This is a genomic window from Streptomyces sp. NPDC041796 (genome assembly GCF_055590785.1).
In genome coordinates this window covers 104,765-125,062 of record NZ_JBVJAH010000019.1, presented here as the reverse complement: position 1 = coordinate 125,062, position 20,298 = coordinate 104,765, and the positions used below count along the sequence as shown (strand labels likewise).

Annotated in this window: 18 protein-coding genes and 1 riboswitch; of the genes, 14 read left to right on the top strand and 4 right to left on the bottom strand. The window is 70.1% G+C overall.

Going from position 1 to position 20,298, the window contains the following annotated elements; translation table 11 throughout:
• The first annotated feature begins 185 nt into the window (after positions 1 to 185).
• The 10 genes from ACZ6C1_RS30885 to ACZ6C1_RS30840 all read left to right on the top strand — a co-directional run bounded on the left by ACZ6C1_RS30885 (position 186) and on the right by ACZ6C1_RS30840 (position 10,977).
• Positions 186 to 794 (top strand): CDP-alcohol phosphatidyltransferase family protein, encoded by a 609-nt coding sequence (locus ACZ6C1_RS30885; protein WP_469245415.1) that lies wholly within the window; start codon positions 186 to 188, stop codon positions 792 to 794.
• A gap of 117 nt (positions 795 to 911) precedes the next feature.
• Positions 912 to 3,407 carry a mannose-1-phosphate guanyltransferase gene (locus tag ACZ6C1_RS30880; RefSeq protein WP_126888686.1) on the top strand — a complete coding sequence of 832 codons (2,496 nt, stop codon included), beginning with the start codon at positions 912 to 914 and terminating at the stop codon, positions 3,405 to 3,407.
• A gap of 102 nt (positions 3,408 to 3,509) precedes the next feature.
• Positions 3,510 to 4,439 (top strand): DUF881 domain-containing protein, encoded by a 930-nt coding sequence (locus ACZ6C1_RS30875; protein WP_469245413.1) that lies wholly within the window; start codon positions 3,510 to 3,512, stop codon positions 4,437 to 4,439.
• Positions 4,436 to 4,768, top strand: a complete 333-nt coding sequence (locus ACZ6C1_RS30870; protein ID WP_064068997.1) for a small basic family protein — start codon at positions 4,436 to 4,438, stop codon at positions 4,766 to 4,768. Before ACZ6C1_RS30875 ends, ACZ6C1_RS30870 begins: the two co-directional genes overlap by 4 nt.
• 5 nt (positions 4,769 to 4,773) lie before the next feature.
• The gene (locus tag ACZ6C1_RS30865) at positions 4,774 to 5,634 is read left to right on the top strand and encodes a DUF881 domain-containing protein (RefSeq protein WP_469245407.1); all 861 of its coding nucleotides are present in this window, start codon (positions 4,774 to 4,776) and stop codon (positions 5,632 to 5,634) included.
• Positions 5,635 to 5,761: 127 nt separating this feature from the next.
• Positions 5,762 to 6,703 carry an FHA domain-containing protein gene (locus ACZ6C1_RS30860; RefSeq protein ID WP_469245428.1) on the top strand — a complete coding sequence of 314 codons (942 nt, stop codon included), beginning with the start codon at positions 5,762 to 5,764 and terminating at the stop codon, positions 6,701 to 6,703.
• Between the two features lie 17 nt (positions 6,704 to 6,720).
• Positions 6,721 to 7,473: a transcriptional regulator FtsR gene (gene ftsR / locus ACZ6C1_RS30855; RefSeq protein ID WP_469245405.1), complete on the top strand. Its 753-nt coding sequence runs from the start codon at positions 6,721 to 6,723 to the stop codon at positions 7,471 to 7,473.
• A 53-nt stretch (positions 7,474 to 7,526) separates the two neighbouring features.
• A complete protein-coding gene (locus ACZ6C1_RS30850) occupies positions 7,527 to 8,000 on the top strand; it encodes a bifunctional nuclease family protein (RefSeq protein WP_004002801.1) in 474 nt (157 codons plus the stop codon).
• A gap of 363 nt (positions 8,001 to 8,363) precedes the next feature.
• Positions 8,364 to 9,080, top strand: coding sequence for a MerR family transcriptional regulator (locus tag ACZ6C1_RS30845; RefSeq protein ID WP_469245404.1), 717 nt, complete (start codon positions 8,364 to 8,366; stop codon positions 9,078 to 9,080).
• 58 nt (positions 9,081 to 9,138) lie between these two features.
• Positions 9,139 to 10,977 carry a DNA polymerase IV gene (locus ACZ6C1_RS30840; protein ID WP_469245403.1) on the top strand — a complete coding sequence of 613 codons (1,839 nt, stop codon included), beginning with the start codon at positions 9,139 to 9,141 and terminating at the stop codon, positions 10,975 to 10,977.
• On the opposite strand, the gene ACZ6C1_RS30835 is transcribed toward ACZ6C1_RS30840, so the two are convergent.
• Entirely contained in the window at positions 10,905 to 11,270 is a 366-nt protein-coding gene (locus tag ACZ6C1_RS30835) for a PRC-barrel domain-containing protein (protein WP_469245402.1), read from the bottom strand. The two genes, ACZ6C1_RS30840 and ACZ6C1_RS30835, sit on opposite strands and share 73 nt — an antisense overlap.
• 114 nt (positions 11,271 to 11,384) lie before the next feature.
• Positions 11,385 to 11,484, top strand: a riboswitch (glycine riboswitch).
• 182 nt (positions 11,485 to 11,666) lie between these two features.
• Between ACZ6C1_RS30835 and gcvP the strand changes: the two genes are divergently transcribed.
• Positions 11,667 to 14,552, top strand: a complete 2,886-nt coding sequence (gcvP, locus tag ACZ6C1_RS30830) for an aminomethyl-transferring glycine dehydrogenase (RefSeq protein ID WP_469245401.1) — start codon at positions 11,667 to 11,669, stop codon at positions 14,550 to 14,552.
• 72 nt (positions 14,553 to 14,624) lie between these two features.
• Here gcvP and ACZ6C1_RS30825 read toward each other — a convergent pair whose 3' ends face one another.
• Both ACZ6C1_RS30825 and ACZ6C1_RS30820 read right to left on the bottom strand, forming a co-directional pair.
• Entirely contained in the window at positions 14,625 to 14,831 is a 207-nt protein-coding gene (locus ACZ6C1_RS30825) for a DUF5999 family protein (RefSeq protein ID WP_189551922.1), read from the bottom strand.
• Between the two features lie 250 nt (positions 14,832 to 15,081).
• Positions 15,082 to 15,675 carry a hypothetical protein gene (locus tag ACZ6C1_RS30820; RefSeq protein WP_469245400.1) on the bottom strand — a complete coding sequence of 198 codons (594 nt, stop codon included), beginning with the start codon at positions 15,673 to 15,675 and terminating at the stop codon, positions 15,082 to 15,084.
• Positions 15,676 to 16,196: 521 nt separating this feature from the next.
• Between ACZ6C1_RS30820 and ACZ6C1_RS30815 the strand changes: the two genes are divergently transcribed.
• Together ACZ6C1_RS30815 and ACZ6C1_RS30810 are read left to right on the top strand one after the other, a co-directional pair.
• A complete protein-coding gene (locus ACZ6C1_RS30815) occupies positions 16,197 to 17,723 on the top strand; it encodes a glutamate-cysteine ligase family protein (protein WP_469245399.1) in 1,527 nt (508 codons plus the stop codon).
• A gap of 100 nt (positions 17,724 to 17,823) precedes the next feature.
• A complete protein-coding gene (locus ACZ6C1_RS30810; protein ID WP_469245397.1) occupies positions 17,824 to 18,603 on the top strand; it encodes a CPBP family intramembrane glutamic endopeptidase in 780 nt (259 codons plus the stop codon).
• Between the two features lie 111 nt (positions 18,604 to 18,714).
• Here the strand turns inward: ACZ6C1_RS30810 and ACZ6C1_RS30805 are convergent, their stop codons facing one another.
• Positions 18,715 to 19,524, bottom strand: a complete 810-nt coding sequence (locus tag ACZ6C1_RS30805; RefSeq protein WP_469245395.1) for a PhzF family phenazine biosynthesis protein — start codon at positions 19,522 to 19,524, stop codon at positions 18,715 to 18,717.
• Between the two features lie 146 nt (positions 19,525 to 19,670).
• Here ACZ6C1_RS30805 and ACZ6C1_RS30800 point away from each other — a divergent pair, with 146 nt between their 5' ends.
• Positions 19,671 to 20,282, top strand: a complete 612-nt coding sequence (locus ACZ6C1_RS30800) for a PadR family transcriptional regulator (protein ID WP_469245393.1) — start codon at positions 19,671 to 19,673, stop codon at positions 20,280 to 20,282.
• The last annotated feature ends 16 nt before the right edge of the window (positions 20,283 to 20,298 follow it).

Genomic DNA, 20,298 nt, shown 5'->3' with positions numbered 1-20,298 from the left:
CAGGGGGGACCCTGTGGGAGAGTAGGACGCCGCCGAACAATTTTTAGCCTCAGTCCCCGGACCTTAGTGTCCGGGGACTGAGGCATTTTTGCGTTCACGGGCCCGACCACCCCTGTGCGCTGGCCCGTCCCGCCTGACGGTAAAGTCAGGGGGCATCGTTGGCACGTTCCACAGGAGGCACCCGGGTGGAGGTTCAGGAGACTCGCGTTCAGACGGACCGGGTCCTCACCATCCCCAACATCCTCAGCATGGCTCGCCTGGCGGGTGTACCACTGTTCCTGTGGCTGATTCTTCGCCCCGAGTTCGGTGGGCCGAAGAGTGACGGCTGGGCGTTGCTCGTCCTCATGCTCAGCGGTGTCAGCGACTACCTCGACGGCAAGCTCGCCCGGCGCTGGAACCAGATCAGCAATCTCGGGCGGCTCCTCGACCCGGCGGCCGACCGGCTCTACATCCTTTCCACCCTCCTCGGCCTGACATGGCGTGAGATTCTGCCGCTGTGGCTCACCATGGCACTTTTGGCCCGTGAGCTGATGCTGCTGGTGATGGTGGGAATCCTCCGCCGGCACGGGTATCCGCCGCCGCAGGTGAACTTCCTGGGCAAGGCGGCGACGTTCAACTTGATGTACGCCTTCCCGCTCCTCCTGCTCAGTGACGGCACGGGCTGGCTTTCGTCACTCGCTGAAATTTTCGGGTGGGCGTTCGCAGGATGGGGTACAACTCTCTATTGGTGGGCAGGGATCCTGTATGTGGTCCAGGTCCGCCGACTTGTCAAGGCGGATACCGTGGCCGATTGAGCCCGTCTGTCCGGTGCAGTGCAGTGATTGCCAGTGCCTGTTTGTTGTGAGCGGACCACTGTCCCGGACGGGTGAAGTCGGCTTGACCGTCGTCTCTGCAAGGAGGACGCTTCCGACATGAAGGCCGTCGTAATGGCCGGTGGCGAAGGAACCCGACTTCGCCCCATGACCTCGAGCATGCCCAAGCCGCTCCTGCCGGTGGCCAACCGGCCGATCATGGAGCACGTGCTGCGGCTGCTCAAGCGGCACGGGCTCAATGAGACCGTCGTGACCGTGCAGTTCCTCGCCTCACTCGTAAAGAACTATTTCGGTGACGGTGAAGAGCTCGGCATGGAACTGACCTATGCCAACGAGGAGAAGCCGCTCGGTACTGCGGGGAGTGTCAAGAACGCCGAAGAGGCACTCAAGGACGATGCCTTCCTCGTCATCTCCGGTGATGCGCTCACCGATTTCGACCTGACCGACCTCATCGCGTTCCACAAGGAAAAGGGCGCGATGGTCACGGTGTGTCTGACCCGTGTTCCCAACCCGCTGGAATTCGGTATCACCATCGTGGACGAGGAAGGGAAGGTGGAGCGTTTCCTGGAGAAGCCCACCTGGGGCCAGGTCTTCTCCGACACGGTCAACACCGGCATTTACGTCATGGAGCCCGAGGTCTTCGACTACGTCGAGGCCGATGTCCCGGTCGACTGGTCGGGGGACGTCTTCCCGCAGCTCATGAAGGAGGGCAAGCCGATCTACGGCTATGTCGCCGAGGGCTACTGGGAGGACGTCGGCACCCACGAGAGCTACGTCAAGGCCCAGGCCGACGTGCTCGAGGGCAAGGTGGACGTCGAACTCGACGGCTTCGAAATCTCTCCCGGAGTGTGGGTTGCCGAGGGTGCCGAGGTGCACCCGGACGCAGTTCTGCGCGGGCCTCTCTACATTGGCGACTATGCCAAGGTCGAGGCCGGTGTGGAGATCCGCGAGCACACCGTCGTCGGCTCGAACGTGGTCGTGAAGAGCGGCGCTTTCCTGCATAAAGCGGTTGTTCACGACAACGTCTACATCGGTCAGCACAGCAATCTCCGCGGCTGTGTGATCGGCAAGAACACCGACATCATGCGGGCCGCCCGGATCGAGGACGGGGCCGTCATCGGCGACGAGTGTCTGGTCGGTGAAGAATCGATCGTCCAGGGCAATGTCCGGGTCTATCCGTTCAAGACCATCGAGGCCGGCGCGTTCGTCAACACCTCGGTGATCTGGGAGTCGCGTGGGCAGGCGCATCTCTTCGGGGCGCGCGGTGTGTCCGGGATCCTGAATGTCGAGATCACTCCCGAGCTGGCGGTCCGGCTGGCGGGCGCGTACGCGACGACGCTCAAGAAGGGCGCCACGGTCACCACGGCGCGTGACCACTCGCGAGGCGCTCGAGCGCTCAAGCGCGCGGTGATCTCGGCACTGCAGGCCAGTGCCATCGACGTACGCGACCTGGAGAACGTGCCGCTGCCCGTCGCACGGCAGCAGACGGCGCGAGGGAGCGCCGGTGGCATCATGATCCGGACGACGCCGGGCGTGCCCGACTCGGTGGACATCATGTTCTTCGACGAGCGGGGCGCCGACCTGTCGCAGGCGGGGCAGCGGAAGCTGGACCGGGTGTACGCACGCCAGGAGTACCGGCGGGCCTTCCCGGGCGAGATCGGCGACCTGAGCTTCCCGTCCAGCGTCTTCGACTCGTACACCGGGTCCCTGCTGCGGAACGTCGACACCACCGGGATCTCCGACGCCGGTCTCAAGGTCGTCGTCGACGCCTCCAACGGAAGTGCCGGGCTTGTTCTGCCCAGCCTCCTCGGGCGGCTCGGGGTCGACTCACTGACGATCAACCCCGGTCTGGACGAGTCGCGGCCCACCGAGTCCGCCGAATCCCGTCGTGCGGGGCTGGTGCGGCTCGGGGAGATAGTGGCTTCGGCGCGTGCGGCGTTCGGGGTGCGGTTCGACACGGTCGGTGAGCGGTTGTCGCTCGTGGACGAGCGCGGCCGGATCATCGAGGACGACCGGGCACTGCTCGTGATGCTGGACCTGGTGGCCGCGGAGCGGCGCAGCGGGCGCGTGGCGCTGCCGGTGACGACCACCAGGATCGCCGAGCAGGTCGCGGCGTACCACGGCACGCAGGTGGACTGGACGACGACGTCTCCGGACGACCTGACGAGGGTCGGGCGCGAGGAGTCGACGATCTTCGGCGGCGACGGCCGTGGTGGCTTCATCGTTCCCGAGTTCAGCAGCGTCTTCGACGGTACGGCGGCGTTCGTGCGGCTGATCGGGCTGGTGGCGCGTACTCAGCTCACGCTCAGCCAGATCGACGCGCGCATTCCGCGGGCGCACGTGCTGAAGCGGGACCTGGCGACGCCGTGGGCGGTCAAGGGCCTGGTCATGCGGCGGGTCGTGGAGGCGGCCGGCGACCGGCACGTGGACACGACCGACGGTGTCCGCGTCGTCGAGGCCGACGGCCGGTGGGTGATGGTGCTGCCCGACCCGGCCGAGGCCGTGACCCATCTGTGGGCGGAAGGCCCGGACGACGCGTCCGCGCAGGCCCTGCTCGACGAGTGGGCGGCAGTGGTGGACAGCGCGGGTCGCTGACACCCACGAGGAGCGGTGTGCCGGGAGGCGTCGCACGGCGCGTCCCGGCACACCGGTGGGGCCATTCGGCGGTAGCCGCTCCGACGTGCGACGATGTGCGGCATGTCGCAGCAGCCCCCCGTTCGGAGCACCGGATCCCCGCCTTCGCGTCCCGATGCGTCCATGTCGCTGCTGACCAATGTGATGGACCACGCGCTCGACGACGGGTACGCGGAGGCCTCGGCCCGCCGGGCATCCGAGGGCGGGGGCCTGCCCCGTACGCTGCGCGCGAAGCTGGGACTGGCGGCCGGGCTGGTACTGGCCGCGCTGGTGGTGACGCTCGGGGCCGCACAGGCGCAGATATCCGCCCCGGTGGTGGCGAAGGAGCGCGAGGAGCTCATCGACCGCATCGGGTCGGAGACCTCGGCGGCGGACCGTCTCGAGAAGGACATCGAGGCGCTGCGTGCCGAGGTGGGGGAGCGGCAGCGCAAGGCGCTGGAGCAGCACGGAGGGGACCAGGGGCAGCTCGTAGCGCTGCTGTCGGGGGCGACGCCGGTCCGGGGACCGGGCGTCAGGCTCGTCGTGGACGACGCCAAGGACACCGAGGACGGTGGCGGGGGGCCGCGGGAGAGCAGCGGCTTCGCCGATACGGGCCGGGTCCGGGACCGTGACATGCAGCGGGTCGTCAACGGGCTGTGGCAGGCGGGTGCGGAAGCCATCGCCATCAATGGGCAGCGGCTGACCGCCCTGTCGGCGATCCGCGCGGCGGGCGACGCCATACTGGTCGACAACAAACCGCTGGTGCCGCCGTACACGGTGCTGGCGGTAGGGGACGGAAAAAAGCTGAGTACGACGTTCCAGGACAGTGCGGACGGGCAGTACCTGCACGTGCTGCAGGAGAACTTCGGTATCCGCACCAGCATTTCGGACCAGGGCGAGGTGCGTCTGCCGGCTGCGCCGAGCCTGATCGTACGTACAGCACAGCCGGGCGACACCGGAGCCGAAGTGGGTGACGGGCAGGGCACGGCCGACACAGGGAAGGGCACATCTTGATCGCCGTACTGGGCCTCGTCGTGGGAGTCGTGGTCGGACTGTTCATCCGGCCCGAGGTGCCGGCGGTGGTCGAGCCCTATCTGCCGATCGCCGTCGTGGCCGCCCTCGACGCCGTTTTCGGTGGTCTGCGGGCCATGCTCGACGGGATCTTCGTCGACAAGGTCTTCGTCGTCTCCTTCCTGTCTAACGTCGTCGTGGCCGCGTTGATCGTGTTCCTCGGCGACAAGCTGGGCGTCGGCGCACAGCTGTCCACGGGTGTGGTCGTCGTGCTCGGCATCCGGATCTTCTCCAACGCCGCCGCCATCCGGCGGCATGTGTTCCGGGCGTGAGGCCGATGAGCAACGAAGAGACACCGAAGCCGGCAGAGAATCCGGCACCGAAGCCGACGCCGGACCCGGCATCGAAGCCGACGCCGGACCCGGCACCGGAGCCGGCGGCGGACGCGGCTTCCGCCCCGGAGCCGCGGCCGGAGGTGAAGACCGGGCGCCAGAGGCTGGTGGCGGGCCTGTGGCCGCCGCGCGTCACGCGGGCGCAACTCATCGTGGCCGTCCTGCTGTTCGGGCTGGGACTGGGCCTGGCCATCCAGGTCCGCTCCACCAGCGACACGGGCGCACTGCGCGGTGCGCGCCAGGAGGACCTGGTCCGCATCCTCGACGAGCTCGACGACCGTACGCAGCGCCTGGAGGACGAGAAGGCGCGCCTGGAGGACCAGCGCACGGAGCTGGAGAACAGTTCCGACCAGGCCGAGGAGGCGCGCAAGCAGACGCTGGAAAAGGAGCGGCAGCTGGGGATCCTGGCCGGTACGGTGGCGGCCCAGGGGCCCGGGATCACGCTCACCATCGACGACGGCGCCGGTGCGGTGGAGTCCGACATGCTGCTCGACGCGATCCAGGAGCTCAGGGCGGCAGGCGCGGAAGCGATCCAGGTCAACGGCGTCCGGGTCGTCGCCGACTCGTACTTCTCCGGTGACGCGGGGGAGATAGAGGTGGACGGCCGGGGGATCAAGGCACCGTACCGTTTCAAGGTCATCGGGAAGCCCCAGGATCTCGAACCGGCGCTGAACATCCCGGGAGGCGTCGTGCAGACGCTGGAGAAGGAGCAGGCCACCGCCACGGTCACCCGGTCGCAGAAGATCGTCGTTGACGCCTTGCGACCGGCGGAGCGGCCTGACTACGCTCGGTCGTCATCGCAGTGAGGCAGGGGTACATGGGGGTCACGCGGCCAGGGGCCGTACGGGGACGTACGGGGGCAACCGGAAGACGGGTGCCAGGACATGAGGTTGCGGGGGGTCGGCGCATCACAGATGTGGTGCGTGATGGAAACTGTCCGGAGGATACGGACGTTGTGATGATGTCCGGGTCGGCAGGTGTGTTCATTCAGGGTTCGTCCTGCCCCACGGGCGGGTCTGTTTCGTTCAAGGGGAATCGCCCGTGAAGTTGTTTGCGAAGTTGTTCGGCAAGAGCGCACGCGAGGACGGCGGCAACGCCGCCCGCCATCGCGCCCCGCGCCAGGGTCAGACCGAGGAGCAGGGAGGCGAGCGCCCGCTGTTCCGTGACGAGGTCGCGGGTCCGGGTGGTGACATTCCGAGGGGCCAGGGCGCGTCTGTTGACCCTGCCGGTTCCGGCCGCATAGGTTTCGGGGAACCATCAACCTCGAGTACGGGTGGAGGGTTTACGCCCGACCCGTACGCGACGAGCGCCCACGCGGGCCAGCCGCGGCAGGAGGATTCGTCCATGCCGGTGTGTACGAGGTGCGGGCACCGCAACGCCGAGGCGAGCCGGTTCTGCTCCAACTGCGGTGCGCCGCTGCGCGGGGGCGTCCCCGCCGAGCGCGCGTCCGAGACGACGTCGACGATCTCGATCTCCGGCCTGGAGGCGTACGACTCCGAGGTCACCGGCCAGACGCAGCTGCCGTCGCTGTCTCCCGAGGCGCAGGCGGCCGTGGAGGCGCTGCCGCTCGGTTCGGCGCTCCTCGTCGTGCGGCGCGGTCCGAACTCGGGCAGCCGCTTCCTGCTGGACAGTGATCTGACCACGGCCGGACGCCACCCGCAGAGCGACATCTTCCTCGACGACGTGACCGTGTCGCGACGGCACGTGGAGTTCCGCAGGTCGCCCGACGGCAGCTTCACGGTCTCGGACGTCGGCAGTCTCAACGGCACCTACGTCAACCGCGAGCGGATCGACTCGGTTCCGCTGTCCAATGGTGACGAGGTGCAGATCGGCAAGTACCGGCTGGTCTTCTACGCGAGCCAGCGGGGCGTGTGATCCGGCAGGGAAGGCCCATGCTGCGAACCACGACGGGCGGTGCCGGCAACGGCACCGCCGGCGCGGCGGATCAGCTGGTGAGCATCGGGACGGTGCTCAATCAGCTGCGTGAGGAGTTTCCCGAAGTCACGATCTCCAAGATCAGGTTCTTGGAGGCGGAGGGGCTCGTCGAGCCGCAGCGGACGGCGTCCGGCTACCGGAAGTTCAGCCCGCGCGATGTGGAGCGGCTGGCGCGCATCCTGCGGATGCAGCGGGACCACTACCTGCCACTGAAGGTGATCCGGGAGCACCTGGACGCGGTGGAGCGGGGTGAGCAGGTGGAGCTGCCGCCCGCTCCCGGGCCCCAGCGCGAGTCCCAGGACGGTGATCCGTGGGAGGTGGACGGGCAGGACCGCCCGACCGCTGCCCGGGTGGGCAGGGCGGAGCTCATGGCGGCCGCGGGCGCCGGCGAGGAGGAGCTCGCCGAGTGGGAGGCCTACGGGCTCGTCGTACAGGGCGTGGACGGCGGGTACGACGCCGAGGCGGTGACCGTCGCGAGACTTGTCGCGGATCTGGGGAGATTCGGTCTGGAACCGCGGCATCTGCGGGCGGTGAAAGCCGCTGCCGAGCGGGAGGCGGGGCTGGTGGAGCAGGTGGTCGCGCCCTTGCGCAGGCACCGTAATCCGCAGACCAGGGCGCATGCCGAGGCGACCGCGAAGGAGCTGGCGGCGCTGTCCGTACGGCTGCACGCGGCGCTGGTGCAGACCGCCCTCGGTATCCGCTTGCCCTGATCTTGACAGAGCCCGACTATCCAAACCGGTCCGGCACGTCCTAGGGTTGCAATGTGAACGAGCTCGATGTTGTCGGTGTCCGGGTGGAAATGCCGTCCAACCAGCCGATCGTGCTCCTGCGTGAAGTGGGAGGCGACCGGTACCTCCCGATCTGGATCGGTCCGGGAGAGGCGACGGCGATCGCCTTCGCGCAGCAGGGCATGGCCCCCGCCCGGCCCCTCACTCATGACCTTTTCAAGGATGTGCTCGAGGCCGTGGGCCAAGAGCTGACCGAGGTCCGCATCACGGACCTGCGGGAAGGGGTCTTCTACGCGGAGCTGGTCTTCGCCAGCGGTGTGGAGGTGAGCGCCAGGCCGTCCGACGCCATAGCGCTGGCCTTGCGCACCGGGACCCCGATCTACGGGAGTGACGGCGTGCTCGACGACGCGGGCATCGCCATCCCGGACGAGCAGGAGGACGAGGTGGAGAAGTTCCGCGAGTTCCTCGACCAGATCTCGCCCGAGGACTTCGGCACCAGCAGTCAGTGAGGCCGGGAGGACTTCGGCGCCAGCAGTCGGCGAGGCCGGGTGACCCCGAGACGGGCGGTCCGTCCGACGGGCCGCACTGCCGCTGACTGTCGCCCACGGTCGGCTGTCGGCCGTCCGGACGCCCCTGCGCCCTCGGACGCCCGGGGCGGTGAGGGGACGCGCCACGAAGGTCGATGTTTCCCGGCGTGAATGGGTGAGCGGTGAGGGCTTTGGGCCCATTCGAGAAGCCTTTCCCGGTTTCTGGATACGGGAAACCACTCTCAGGGTGATTATCACTCGGCGTGCCGAGTGTGGCGATCGTTGACGCACCCCTGGCGACTGCCTACCGTCGAGATGGCAGGTCAAGGACGGAGGGTCGGCGTGATGATCAGCGGCGACGGTGCGACTGGGGGCCTCCCCGGACGAAGTCTGGGGAAGAGCGGGCCGTATCCGCTTCACGGGAGTTCGGCCGACCCGGCTCACGCGAAGGCGGTCGATCGGATGTCCGGTGGTGTTACCGACCGGCTCCACTCGGGAGTGGCCGGTGCGGATGCGGTCGGCCCGGGTGCCGACCCGACCCAGGGACAGGCGGCGGATCCGGCCGCCGAAACGATCGGCTATCGGGGGCCCACTGCCTGCGCGGCGGCGGGAATCACCTACCGGCAGCTCGACTACTGGGCGCGCACCGGGCTGGTCGAACCGAGCGTGCGGCCCGCGTACGGGTCGGGGACGCAGCGTCTCTACAGCTTTCGGGACGTGGTCGTCCTCAAGATCGTCAAGCGCTTCCTGGACACGGGCGTGGCGCTGCAGAACATCCGTACCGCCGTCCAGCACCTGCGTGCGCGGGGCTTCCGGGACCTGGAGCGCATGACGCTCATGAGCGACGGTGCGACGGTCTACGAGTGTTCGTCGCCCGACGAGGTAGTCGATCTGCTGCAGGGCGGTCAGGGCATTTTCGGGATCGCGGTGGGTGTGGTGTGGCGGGACGTCGAGGCCGCACTCTCGCAGCTGCACGGGGAACGCGTCGACACCGGTGAGACGCTGGTCGGGAACAACCCGTCGGACGAGCTGGCGCGCAGGAGGCGCGACAGGGCCGTCTGAGCCGCCCCCCGCATGTGTGTGCGGGCGATTGTCAGTGGCGTAGGGCAGCATCGATGGTGTGAGAGCCGCGCCGACGATTCTGCATCTGGACATGGATGCCTTCTTCGCCGCCGCCGAGCAGGCGGCGAAGCCGAGTCTGCGCGGGAAGCCGGTGGTCGTCGGCGGGCTGGGGCCGCGCGGGGTGGTGGCCACGGCGTCGTACGAGGCGAGGCGTTTCGGGGTGCATTCGGCGATGCCGATGGCCCAGGCCAGGAGGCTGGCGCCGAACGCGGCCTATCTGGTGCCGCGCTTCTCGCTGTACCGCGCGGTGAGCGACCAGGTGATGCGGCTGCTGCGGGAGCTGTCGCCCCTCGTCGAGCCGCTGAGCCTCGACGAGGCCTTCGTGGACCTGGAGGCGGGGGGCTCGGCCCATGACGCCGCCACCGCGCGGGCGGCGGGCGAGCGCTTGCGCGGGGACATCCACGCGGTCACCGGGCTGACGGGGTCGGTGGGTCTGGCGGGTTCCAAGATGCTCGCCAAGATCGCGTCCGAGGAGGCCAAGCCGGACGGTCTGGTGCTGATAGAGCCGGGGACGGAGCGGGAACTGCTGGGCCCCAAGTCGGTGCGGATCCTGCCGGGGGTGGGGCCGGCGACCGGGGAGCACCTGCGGCGGGCCGGTATGACGACGGTGGCGGACCTGGCGGCGGCGGGCGAGGACGAGCTCGTACGGCTGCTCGGCAAGGCGCACGGGGAGTCGCTGTACCGGATGGCCATGGGATACGACGACCGGCCCGTGGTGGCGGAGAGGGACGCCAAGTCGGTGTCCGTGGAGGACACGTTCGACGTGGACCTGCACGACCGGGTGCGGGTGCGGATCGAGGTGGAGCGGCTGGCGGAGCGGTGCGTCCAGCGGCTGCGGGGCGCGGGGCGGTCGGGACGGACGGTGGTGCTGAAGGTCCGGAGGTACGACTTCTCCACGCTGACCCGGTCCGAGACGCTGCGTGGCCCGACGGACGACCCGGTGGTGGTGCGGGAGGCGGCGGCACGGCTGCTGGAGGGGGTGGACACCACGGGTGGTGTGCGGCTGCTGGGCGTGGGAGTGACGGGGCTCGCGGACTATACGCAGGAGGACCTGTTCGCCCAGGCCGCTGCGGAGGAGGCGGCCGGGGCGGGAGCGGGGGGTGCGGAACCGGTTGAGGACGTCGCCGGTGTGTCCCATAAGACGGGGGAGTCCGGTGCGGGCGCTGTGGTGGGCGGGCCCGGCGCGCCGGCGGTGTCCCAGGAGGCGGACGTGCGCGCCTGGCCGGGTGGCCACGCGGGGGTTCCGGCCCGTAAGGGCGACGAGGTGGCCGGACCGGCGGTCGGTGAACCGGCCGGGCGGCCCGTTGTCGCCGGCTCCGGCATGCGCGGCCGGGCCGGCTCCGGGCCGAGTGGCGGCCCGGGCGGGGGCGGCGGGCCTCGTGAGGAGGTTGCGGCGGCGGACGGGCTGGACGCCCGGGTGCGGTCGGGTGCCCTGGAGGGTGGCGCTTCCACGGAGGGGGAGGGCCGCGGAGACGGGGCCGGGAGCGGGGCGGGGCCCGGAGCCGGGGAGGCCGGTGGAGCGGCGGGACGCGCGGCTGCCGGGCCGGACAGTGCCGGGACGGCCGGTGCGGACGAACCTCGGCGGTGGGTGGCAGGTCAGGACGTGCGGCACGCCGAGTACGGAGCCGGGTGGGTGCAGGGAAGTGGGCTGGGCCGGGTGACCGTGCGATTCGAGGAGCCGGGGTCGGCACCGGGGCGGGTGCGAACCTTCTGGGCCGACGATCCGGACCTGGAGCCGTCGGATCCGCTGCCTCTCGTGCCGGGTCAGTCCTCCTGGCCGGCGAGCTTGCCGAAGTCGCGGTCCGTCGCGGGAGGGGGCGGGAGCGCGAGGCCGTAGTGGTGGTAGAGCTGCAGTTCCTGCTCGGGAGACAGGTGGCGGCCCACGCCGAAGTCGGGCGCGTCCTTGATCAGGGCGCGGTCGTACGGGACGTGCAGGCCGTCGGCCTCGAGGCCGCTGGGCTCCAAGGGGACGAAGGCGTCGCGGCTGAACAGGCCCGTGCGTACGGCGGCCCACTCGGGAACCCCCGTCGCGTCGTCCAGGTACACCTCGTCGATGGTGCCGATCTTGTGGCCGTTGCGGTCGAAGGCCTTGCGGCCGATCAGGCTGCGCGGATCGATATCGGTCTGCACGGTCCCTCCAACTGGTCGCAACCGCTCTGTAAACACTACGAAAGTGCACATCGGTGACGTCGGCCACTCGAGGGATCGGGCGGGGACCGCGCTGGTAGGCTGGCAGACGGCCGCTGACCCCGTGCGGGAGAGTCCTCCGGAGAAACCTTTCGGAGGCGCCGAAGGAGCAAATCCTCCCCGGAATCTCTCAGGCACCCGGTACCGCACGGATGAGGTCACTCTGGAAAGCAGGGCGGGCGTCGGACGGCATCCGCTCTCACCGACGGTGAAAGCCGGCCCGCCCCGTCATGGGGAGGTCCGGTGAAGCTCTCAGGTTGAGATGACAGAGGGGGAGGCCGTCCGGGCACCCGCGCCGTGGTGCCCCTCGCAGGTCGTATCGACCAGGAGGCCTCCGCAATGACCGCCAACCGCATTCCGCTCTCCGTACTCGAACAGGGCATCCCGTTCGAGCAGCGGCACATCGGGCCCGACGAAGAGGCCCGCGCCAAGATGCTCGCGCAGGTCGGCTACGGTTCGCTCGACGAGCTCACGGCTGCCGCGGTGCCGGATGTGATCAAGAGCGCCGAGGCCCTCGGGCTGCCCGACGCGCGTACCGAGGCCGAGGTCCTGGCCGAGCTGCGCTCGCTCGCCGACCGCAACCAGGTGCTCGCCCCGATGATCGGTCTCGGCTACTACGGCACCTTCACGCCGCCGGTCATCCTGCGCAACGTCATGGAGAACCCCGCCTGGTACACCGCGTACACGCCGTACCAGCCGGAGATCTCGCAGGGCCGCCTGGAGGCGCTGCTCAACTTCCAGACCATGGTCGCCGACCTGACCGGGCTGCCGACCTCCGGAGCCTCGCTGCTCGACGAGGGCACCGCCGCCGCCGAGGCCATGTCCCTGGCCCGCCGCGTCGGCAAGGTCAAGAACGGCGTCTTCCTGGTCGACGCCGACGCCCTGCCGCAGACCATCGCCGTCATCGAGACCCGCGCCGAGCCGACCGGTGTCGAGGTCGTCGTCGCCGACCTGAGCGAGGGCATCCCGGCCGAGGTCGCCGAGCGCGGTGTCTTCGGCGTGCTGCTCCAGTACCCCGGCGCCTCCGGTGCCGTACGGGACATCAAGGCCGTCATCGATCAGGCGCACGAGCTCGGCGCGATCGTCACCGTCGCCGCCGACCTGCTGGCGCTCACCCTGCTCACCTCGCCCGGCGAGCTGGGCGCGGACATCGCGGTCGGGACGACCCAGCGGTTCGGCGTGCCGATGGGCTTCGGCGGCCCGCACGCCGGCTACATGGCCGTGCGCGACACCTTCGCCCGCAGCCTGCCGGGCCGGCTCGTCGGCGTCTCCGTCGACGCGGACGGCAACAAGGCGTACCGCCTGGCGCTGCAGACGCGTGAGCAGCACATCCGCCGGGAGAAGGCCACCAGCAACATCTGTACCGCGCAGGTGCTGCTCGCCGTCATGGCCGGCATGTACGCCGTCTACCACGGCCCCGAGGGGCTCAAGCAGATCGCCCAGCGCGTCCACCGGTACGCCGTCGTCCTCGCCGAGGGCCTGCGTGCGGGCGGTGTGGAGGTCGTCCACGACACCTTCTTCGACACCGTCACCGTCCGCGTTCCCGGCAAGGCAGCCGAGGCCGTGGCCGCCGCCCGCGAGAACGGGGTCAACCTCCGCCTCGTCGACGCCGATCACGTCTCCGCCGCCTGCGACGAGACCACCGGCCGCGCCCAGATCGCCGCCGTGTGGGACGCCTTCGGCGTGCGCGGCGACATCGAGGCGCTGGACGCCGGCACCGCCGACGTCCTGCCCGCGGCGCGGCTGCGCACCGACGCGTACCTCACCCACCCCGTCTTCCACGCGCACCGCTCCGAGACCGCGATGCTGCGTTACCTGCGCAAGCTCGCCGACCGCGACTACGCGCTGGACCGAGGCATGATCCCGCTCGGCTCCTGCACGATGAAGCTGAACGCGACCACCGAGATGGAGCCGGTGACCTGGCCGGAGTTCGGCCAGATGCACCCCTTCGCGCCGGCCGACCAGGCGCAGGGCTACCTGACCCTGATCCGTGAGCTGGAGGAGCGCCTCGCGGAGGTGACCGGCTACGACAAGGTCTCCATCCAGCCCAACGCCGGTTCGCAGGGCGAGCTGGCCGGTCTGCTCGCCGTCCGCGCCTACCACCGTGCCAACGGCGACATCCAGCGCACGGTCTGCCTCATCCCCTCCTCCGCGCACGGCACCAACGCCGCGAGCGCCGTGATGGCCGGGATGAAGGTCGTCGTCGTCAAGACCGCCGACGACGGCGAGATCGATGTCGAGGACCTGCGCGCCAAGATCGAGCAGTACCGCGACGAGCTGTCCGTCCTGATGATCACCTACCCGTCCACGCACGGTGTGTTCGAGGAGCACGTCGCGGACATCTGCGCCCAGGTCCACGAGGCCGGCGGCCAGGTGTACGTGGACGGCGCCAACCTCAACGCGCTGGTGGGCCTCGCGAAGCCGGGCGAGTTCGGTGGTGACGTCTCGCACCTGAACCTGCACAAGACCTTCTGCATCCCGCATGGCGGCGGCGGCCCCGGCGTCGGCCCGGTCGGTGTGCGCGAGCACCTCGCCCCGTACCTGCCCAACCACCCGCTCCAGCCGAGCGCGGGCCCCGACACGGGCGTCGGCCCGATCTCGGCCGCCCCGTGGGGCTCCGCCGGCATCCTGCCGATCTCCTGGGCGTACGTCCGGCTCATGGGCGGCGAAGGTCTCAAGCGCGCGACGCAGGTCGCCGTCCTCGCGGCCAACTACATCGCCAAGCGCCTGGAGCCCCACTACCCGGTGCTCTACACCGGTCCCGCCGGGCTCGTCGCCCACGAGTGCATCGTGGACCTGCGGCCGATCTCCAAGGCGACCGGCGTCAGCGTCGACGACATCGCCAAGCGCTTGATCGACTACGGCTTCCACGCCCCGACCATGTCGTTCCCGGTGGCCGGCACCCTGATGATCGAGCCGACCGAGAGCGAGGACCTGGCCGAGCTCGACCGGTTCTGCGACACCATGATCGCGATCCGTGCGGAGATCGAGAAGGTCGCGTCGGGCGAGTGGTCCGCGGACGACAACCCGCTGCGCAACGCCCCGCACACGGCCGCCGCGCTGGGCGGAGAGTGGACGCACGCGTACAGCCGTGAGGAGGCGGTCTTCCCGGCCGGCGTCTCGGCCGCGGACAAGTACTGGCCGCCGGTGCGCCGCATCGACGGGGCGTTCGGCGACCGCAACCTGGTCTGCTCCTGCCCGCCGCTGGACGAGTACGACAACTGACGGTCACGCCGAAGGGCCGGTACGGAGACGACCTCCGTACCGGCCCTTCGGCGTGCGGTTCCGTGCGGTGCCTCAGGCGGCCGTGACGACCTTCGAGGCGCTCAGCGGCCGGTGTGGCGCGATGATCTGGCCGTCCGGCAGCAGTTCACCGGTGTCCTCGAAGAGCAGGACGCCGTTGCACAGCAGGCTCCAGCCCTGTTCCGGGTGGTGAGCCACCAGGCGGGCCGCCTCCCTGTCGGCGGAGTCGGCGGTCGGACAGGCTGGCTGGTGCTGGCACATGGGTCGGTTCTTTCGCTGCGGTGTGGTGTGTGTCCTGCGGCTCGACGCGGTGTTCATGGCCGCCCCCCGTTTGTCGGTCGGTCCGTTCCCAGTGTTGCCCCACGGGCGTCAATCCGCAGGGATTTCGGGTCAGCGCTTCCTACTGCTTAATGACGTGTCACCCACGCGGATGGTTCAGCTCAACCACCCTGTCCCTTCGGGTGGTTCGTGATGGCCTGACCGGGCTAGTCCGAACGGACGGGGGGAGTCATCACGCCGTTGACTCCAGCAGCGGTGGCGGCACCAGTCGCAGCGTCAGCACAGGCAACAGGTCGGCGACCCGGTACGGCATGTGCGGGGCGATCCCCGGGGGAGCCGGGGCCAGCGGGATCAGCAGGTCCGCCGGGGCCGGGGCGCCGGTGGCCGGGTCGGCCTCCGTGTCCCCGTGCAGCCACAGGGTCAGCATGTACAGCTCGGGTACGGACAGCAGGCGCGGCTGGTAGCGGGTCGCCATGGCCTCGGCCTGGCGCAGCGCACGCTCCGTCGACCCGAGATAGGGGCCTTCGAAGAAGTGCGAGAAGGCCCAGCCGTCGGGAGTGAGGATGGTGTCCGCGGCGGCGACGGGGCGGTCGCCGCCGCGGATCAGGAACCGCCAGCCGGCCAGTCGGGTACGCGGTGCACCGACGGGCGGAACGATCTGGTCGCGGACGTCCAGTACATGGACGGGCAGCGGGAGTTCGGGGCTCATCGGTCCCTGGACGGACCGCAGAGCGGGTGTGTGTGCCTCACGGACGGCGGGGGAACCGAGCGCCGCGAGGACGCTGCGCAAGGCAGGCGCGGGGGCAGGGGAGACGTGGAGCGGCATGGTGGGTCGCCTCTCAGTCAAGAGACAGGGTGATGCGGGGGAGGTGCGGACGGCAGTGTCAGCTTCGGGGTCAGAGGGTGCCGGAGGGGGCCGATGGGCCGTGGCCGGGCTCGACTCTCTGCCTCGTTCGCGGAGTTTATACGACGCGTGTTCACGCAATGTTTCCGCTAGCCGTCGGCGATATTACCCACAAGGCCGAAACAGGTCTTCAATTTGCGGAGTTTCTGTGGATTTCCCGCGTCGGCGAGGTCGCTGCCTGCGGTGTTGCCCGGCGTGCGGTAGGCCGAATGCCGTCGCCGTTTCGGGCGACTCGGCGCGCCCTCGTCGCGTCCGGGGCGGGGGTCGGACGGCGGTAACTGCGCGCTGCCTCATGCCTCCGGAATGTGCCGGGCAAACAACGTATCCAGCCTACCGTCCAAGCCCTGTCCATGTGGGCGTTACAGATCAGTCCGGCTGGGCATTATCGTCCGTGACGCGAGCGGACGATGCCGCGCGCCGCCCACTCGAGGAGGGACGCTTCGATGGGGGAGAAGATCGCGGCAGGCGGCTTCGACCTGTCCGATCGGCAGAGGTACCGCACGAAACTCCAGCAGTGCCTGACGGGTCTGGAGCGACTCCTTGCCGACAAGAGGTTCGACCGGCCACGGAATCTCGTGGGCCTGGAGATCGAGCTGAATCTGGCGGGTGCGGACGGCATGCCGCGGATGATGAATGCCGAGGTGCTGGAGCGCATCGCGAGCCGGGATTTCCAGACGGAACTCGGAATGTTCAACCTCGAAGTGAACATCGCGCCGCACCGGCTCGGCGGGCGCGTCTTCGACCAGCTCGCCGAGGAGCTGCGCACGGGTCTGGCATATGCGCACCGCAAGGCGCAGGAGGTCGATGCCGGCATTGTGATGATCGGAATTCTTCCGACTCTCTCGGAGGACGATCTGGTGTCCGGGAACCTCTCGGACGTCGACCGCTACCGACTCCTCAACGACGAGATCGTCGCCGCGCGGGGCGAGCACTTCACCCTCGACATCGAAGGCGTGGAGCGGCTCAGCTGCACGGCGAGCTCCATCGTTCCCGAGGCGGCGTGCACCTCCGTACAACTGCACCTCCAGGTCACGCCCGAGCGCTTCGCCGACGTGTGGAACGCCGCGCAGGCCATCGCCGCCGTGCAGATCGCGGTCGGTGCCAACGCGCCGTTCCTCTTCGGCCGGGAGCTGTGGCGCGAGTCCCGCCCGCCGCTGTTCACCCAGGCCACGGACACCCGTCCGCCCGAGCTCCAGGCGCAGGGTGTGCGGCCGCGCACCTGGTTCGGGGAGCGGTGGGTCTCCTCGGCGTACGAGCTCTTCGAGGAGAACGTACGGTACTTCCCCGCCCTGCTGCCGATCTGCGACGACGAGGAGCCGTTGCGCGTCCTCGACGAGGGCGGGGTCCCGGCCCTCCAGGAGCTCGCCCTGCACAACGGCACGGTCTACCGCTGGAACCGGCCGGTGTACGGGGTGGTGGACGGGGTCCCGCACCTGCGCGTGGAGAACCGGGTGCTGCCGGCCGGGCCGACGATCGACGACGTCCTCGCCAACGCGGCCTTCTACTACGGGCTGGTCCGCGCACTCGCCGAGGAGGCCAGGCCCGTGTGGAAGCGGCTGTCGTTCGAGGACGCCGCCGCCAACTTCGACGCCGCGTGCCGGTACGGCATCGACGCCGAACTGCGCTGGCCGCGGCCGGGCCGGGGTGGTGGGGTCACCACGGTGCCGGCGGTGAAGCTGGTACGCGACGAGCTGCTGCCGCTCGCCGCCGCGGGTCTCGACGCGTGGGGCGTGGAGCCCACGGACCGCAAGCGGTACCTCGGGATCGTCGAGGAGCGGTGCAAGCGCCGGGTGAACGGTGCGTCCTGGCAGGTGGAAACGTTCCACCGGGCGCTGGAGGCGGGGCTGGGACGTGAGGCGGCGCTGGCCGCCACCACCCGTCAGTACTGCCGTCTGATGCGACAGGGCAACCCGGTGCACACCTGGCCGGTCGGCTTCCCCGGAGAGCCGTCGGCCCGGCTGGAGCGGTGAGGCCGGGGCGGCCGGTGTGCCGCCCCGGCTGGGTTCCGGCCGCGACCGTCGGGCAAGCTGTGACCTCCAGGGCGGTCGACCGAGGCAGGTGTGCGCGTACGTGGCTGGATCTCTTCCCGCGGAGGGCGTGGGGGTGCGGACCCTGCGGTCCGAGACGCTGATCGTCCTGGCGCTCTCCCTCGGGGCGAGCGGGGTCTCGGCGCTGATCAGCTTCATCGGCTCGCTGACGAAACCGGGCGGCCTGAAGGAACAGGCGGCGACGCTCAACGGCTCGTACGCGCCCGGGCGTCCCTGGCTGGACCTGGCCTGGCAGCTCTTCGGGATCGCAACAGCGCTGGTCCCGGTCGTGCTGGTGGCGCACCTGCTGATGCGGGAGGGCGCGGGCCTGCGGGCGATCGGCTTCGACCGCACCCGTCCGTGGTTGGACCTCGGCCGCGGGACCCTGGTCGCGGCGGGTATCGGCAGCGCGGGACTCGCGTTCTACCTCGTGGCGCGGGCCTCGGGGGCGAATCTGACGGTGGTGCCCGAGGCGCTGCCCGACGTGTGGTGGAAGTACCCGGTGCTGATCCTTTCGGCGGTGCAGAACTCCGTCCTGGAGGAGGTCATCGTCGTCGGCTATCTGCTGCGCCGGCTGGACCAACTGGGCTGGAGCCCCATGGCGGCGCTGGTGACCAGCTCGGTCCTGCGCGGCTCGTACCACCTGTACCAAGGCATCGGCGGGTTCATCGGCAACATGGTGATGGGCGTGGTCTTCGTCCTGCTCTACCGGCGCTGGGGACGGGTGGGGCCGCTGGTCGTGGCCCATGCGCTCCTCGACATCGTGGCGTTCGTGGGGTACGCGCTGCTGGCGGGACGGGTGGGGTGGCTGCCCACGGCGTGAGGCGGTGACGGCGGGTGCCGGGCCGGGCCGGGTGTGCCGAGACGGTGACGGCGAAGGGGCGTACGGAGTGTTCCGTACGCCCCTTCGCCGCTCCGGCCGTCTCCGCCGGTGTCAGGCCAGCAGGTCGCCCTCGATGACGGTCACCGCGTTGCCGGTCAGCAGCGTCCGCTCGCCCCGAAGCGTCGTGCGTACCAGGCCGGTGCGGGCGCCGCCCTGCAGGCCGGTCAGCTCGTCACGGCCCAGCCGGGCCGACCAGAAGGGCGCGAGGGCGGTGTGCGCGCTGCCCGTCACGGGGTCCTCGTCGATGCCGAGGGCCGGGAAGAAGCAGCGGGAGACGAAGTCGTGTCCGCGCTCCGGGTCCTCGGCGGCGGCCGTGGTGATGACGCCCCGGTCCGCCATGGTCGCCAGGGCCGCGAAGTCCGGCGCCAGGGCCCGTACGGACCGCTCGTCCGCCAACTCGACCAGCAGGTCGCCGATGTGCGGGGAGGTGTCGTGGACGGTGACGACGTCGGCGCCGAGTGCCTCGGCGAGCCCGGCCGGGGCCGGGACCGGCGTCAGCGTGGAGGTCGGGAAGTCCAGCGTGATGGTGCCGTCCTCCGCCGCGGTGGCGGAGAGGATGCCGCACCGGGCACTGAAGCGAACGGTGCCGCTCGCGCGGCCGGTGGTGTGCAGGACGTGAGCCGTGGCGAGCGTGGCGTGGCCGCACATGTCGACCTCGGCGACGGGGGTGAGCCAGCGCAGCGCCCAGTCGGCCTCGCCACCCGGGGCCAGCGGGTGGGCGAAGGCCGTCTCGGAGAGGTTGACCTCCGCGGCGACCTTCTGGAGCCACTGGTCGTCCGGGAAGGCGTCCAGGAGGACGACCCCGGCCGGGTTGCCGGAGAAGGGGCGATCGGTGAAGGCGTCGACGATTCGGATCCGCATGCCCTGACCGTAGGGGCCGGGTGGCCTCCCGGACCAAGGCCAATTCCGCCCGACTGGCCTGTTCCGGCCCGGACGATTGCTCAGCGAGCTGTTCCGATATATCGTTGAAGCATCGCGACAGATCAACGATGGAAGGAGCGTACGAGATGCGTGCGCAAGGGAACTGTGGACCCGGCCATCGCGGCTGGGGTGGCGAGCACCGTGGGGACTTCGAGGGGCGCCGTGGCGCCTTCGGCCCCTTCGGGCCGGGTTTCGGCGGTGGGCCGTTCGGCGGCGGACCGTTCGGGGGCGGGCGAGGGCGGGGAGGCGGCCGGGGCCGGGCGCGGCGCGGTGATGTCCGCGCCTCGATCCTCGCGCTGCTGAAGGACCGTCCGATGCACGGCTACGAGATGATCCAGGAGATCGCCGAGCGCAGCGGCGGGGCCTGGCGGCCCAGCCCCGGCTCGGTCTACCCGACCCTTCAGCTGCTGGAGGACGAGGATCTGATCACCAGCCGGAGCGAGGGCGGCAAGAAGCTGTTCACGCTCACGGACACCGGGCGTGCCGAGGCCGAGTCGGGGCCGGACGCTCCCTGGGAAGAGGCGGGGCGCGGGGTCGACTGGGAAGCCATGCACGAGATCCGCCAGGCCGGGTTCGGGCTGCTCGAGGCGTTCGGGCAGGTCTGGAAGACGGGGAACGCGGAGCAGCGGCAGAAGGCGCTGGCCGTCATCAACGACACTCGCAAGAAGCTGTACCTGATCCTGGCCGACGAGGACTGAGTCTCGGCGCCAAGAC

What these genes read in the sequence shown, in the direction of transcription:
- ACZ6C1_RS30805 (WP_469245395.1), bottom strand. Translation starts at nt 19,524, where the DNA reads ATGCGGATCCGAATCGTCGACGCCTTCACCGATCGCCCCTTCTCCGGC.
- ACZ6C1_RS30880 (WP_126888686.1), top strand. Translation starts at nt 912, where the DNA reads ATGAAGGCCGTCGTAATGGCCGGTGGCGAAGGAACCCGACTTCGCCCC.
- ACZ6C1_RS30865 (WP_469245407.1), top strand. Translation starts at nt 4,774, where the DNA reads ATGAGCAACGAAGAGACACCGAAGCCGGCAGAGAATCCGGCACCGAAG.
- gcvP (WP_469245401.1), top strand. Translation starts at nt 11,667, where the DNA reads ATGACCGCCAACCGCATTCCGCTCTCCGTACTCGAACAGGGCATCCCG.
- ACZ6C1_RS30875 (WP_469245413.1), top strand. Translation starts at nt 3,510, where the DNA reads ATGTCGCAGCAGCCCCCCGTTCGGAGCACCGGATCCCCGCCTTCGCGT.
- ACZ6C1_RS30825 (WP_189551922.1), bottom strand. Translation starts at nt 14,831, where the DNA reads ATGTGCCAGCACCAGCCAGCCTGTCCGACCGCCGACTCCGCCGACAGG.
- ACZ6C1_RS30845 (WP_469245404.1), top strand. Translation starts at nt 8,364, where the DNA reads ATGATCAGCGGCGACGGTGCGACTGGGGGCCTCCCCGGACGAAGTCTG.
- ACZ6C1_RS30820 (WP_469245400.1), bottom strand. Translation starts at nt 15,675, where the DNA reads ATGCCGCTCCACGTCTCCCCTGCCCCCGCGCCTGCCTTGCGCAGCGTC.
- ACZ6C1_RS30815 (WP_469245399.1), top strand. Translation starts at nt 16,197, where the DNA reads ATGGGGGAGAAGATCGCGGCAGGCGGCTTCGACCTGTCCGATCGGCAG.
- ftsR (WP_469245405.1), top strand. Translation starts at nt 6,721, where the DNA reads ATGCTGCGAACCACGACGGGCGGTGCCGGCAACGGCACCGCCGGCGCG.
- ACZ6C1_RS30800 (WP_469245393.1), top strand. Translation starts at nt 19,671, where the DNA reads ATGCGTGCGCAAGGGAACTGTGGACCCGGCCATCGCGGCTGGGGTGGC.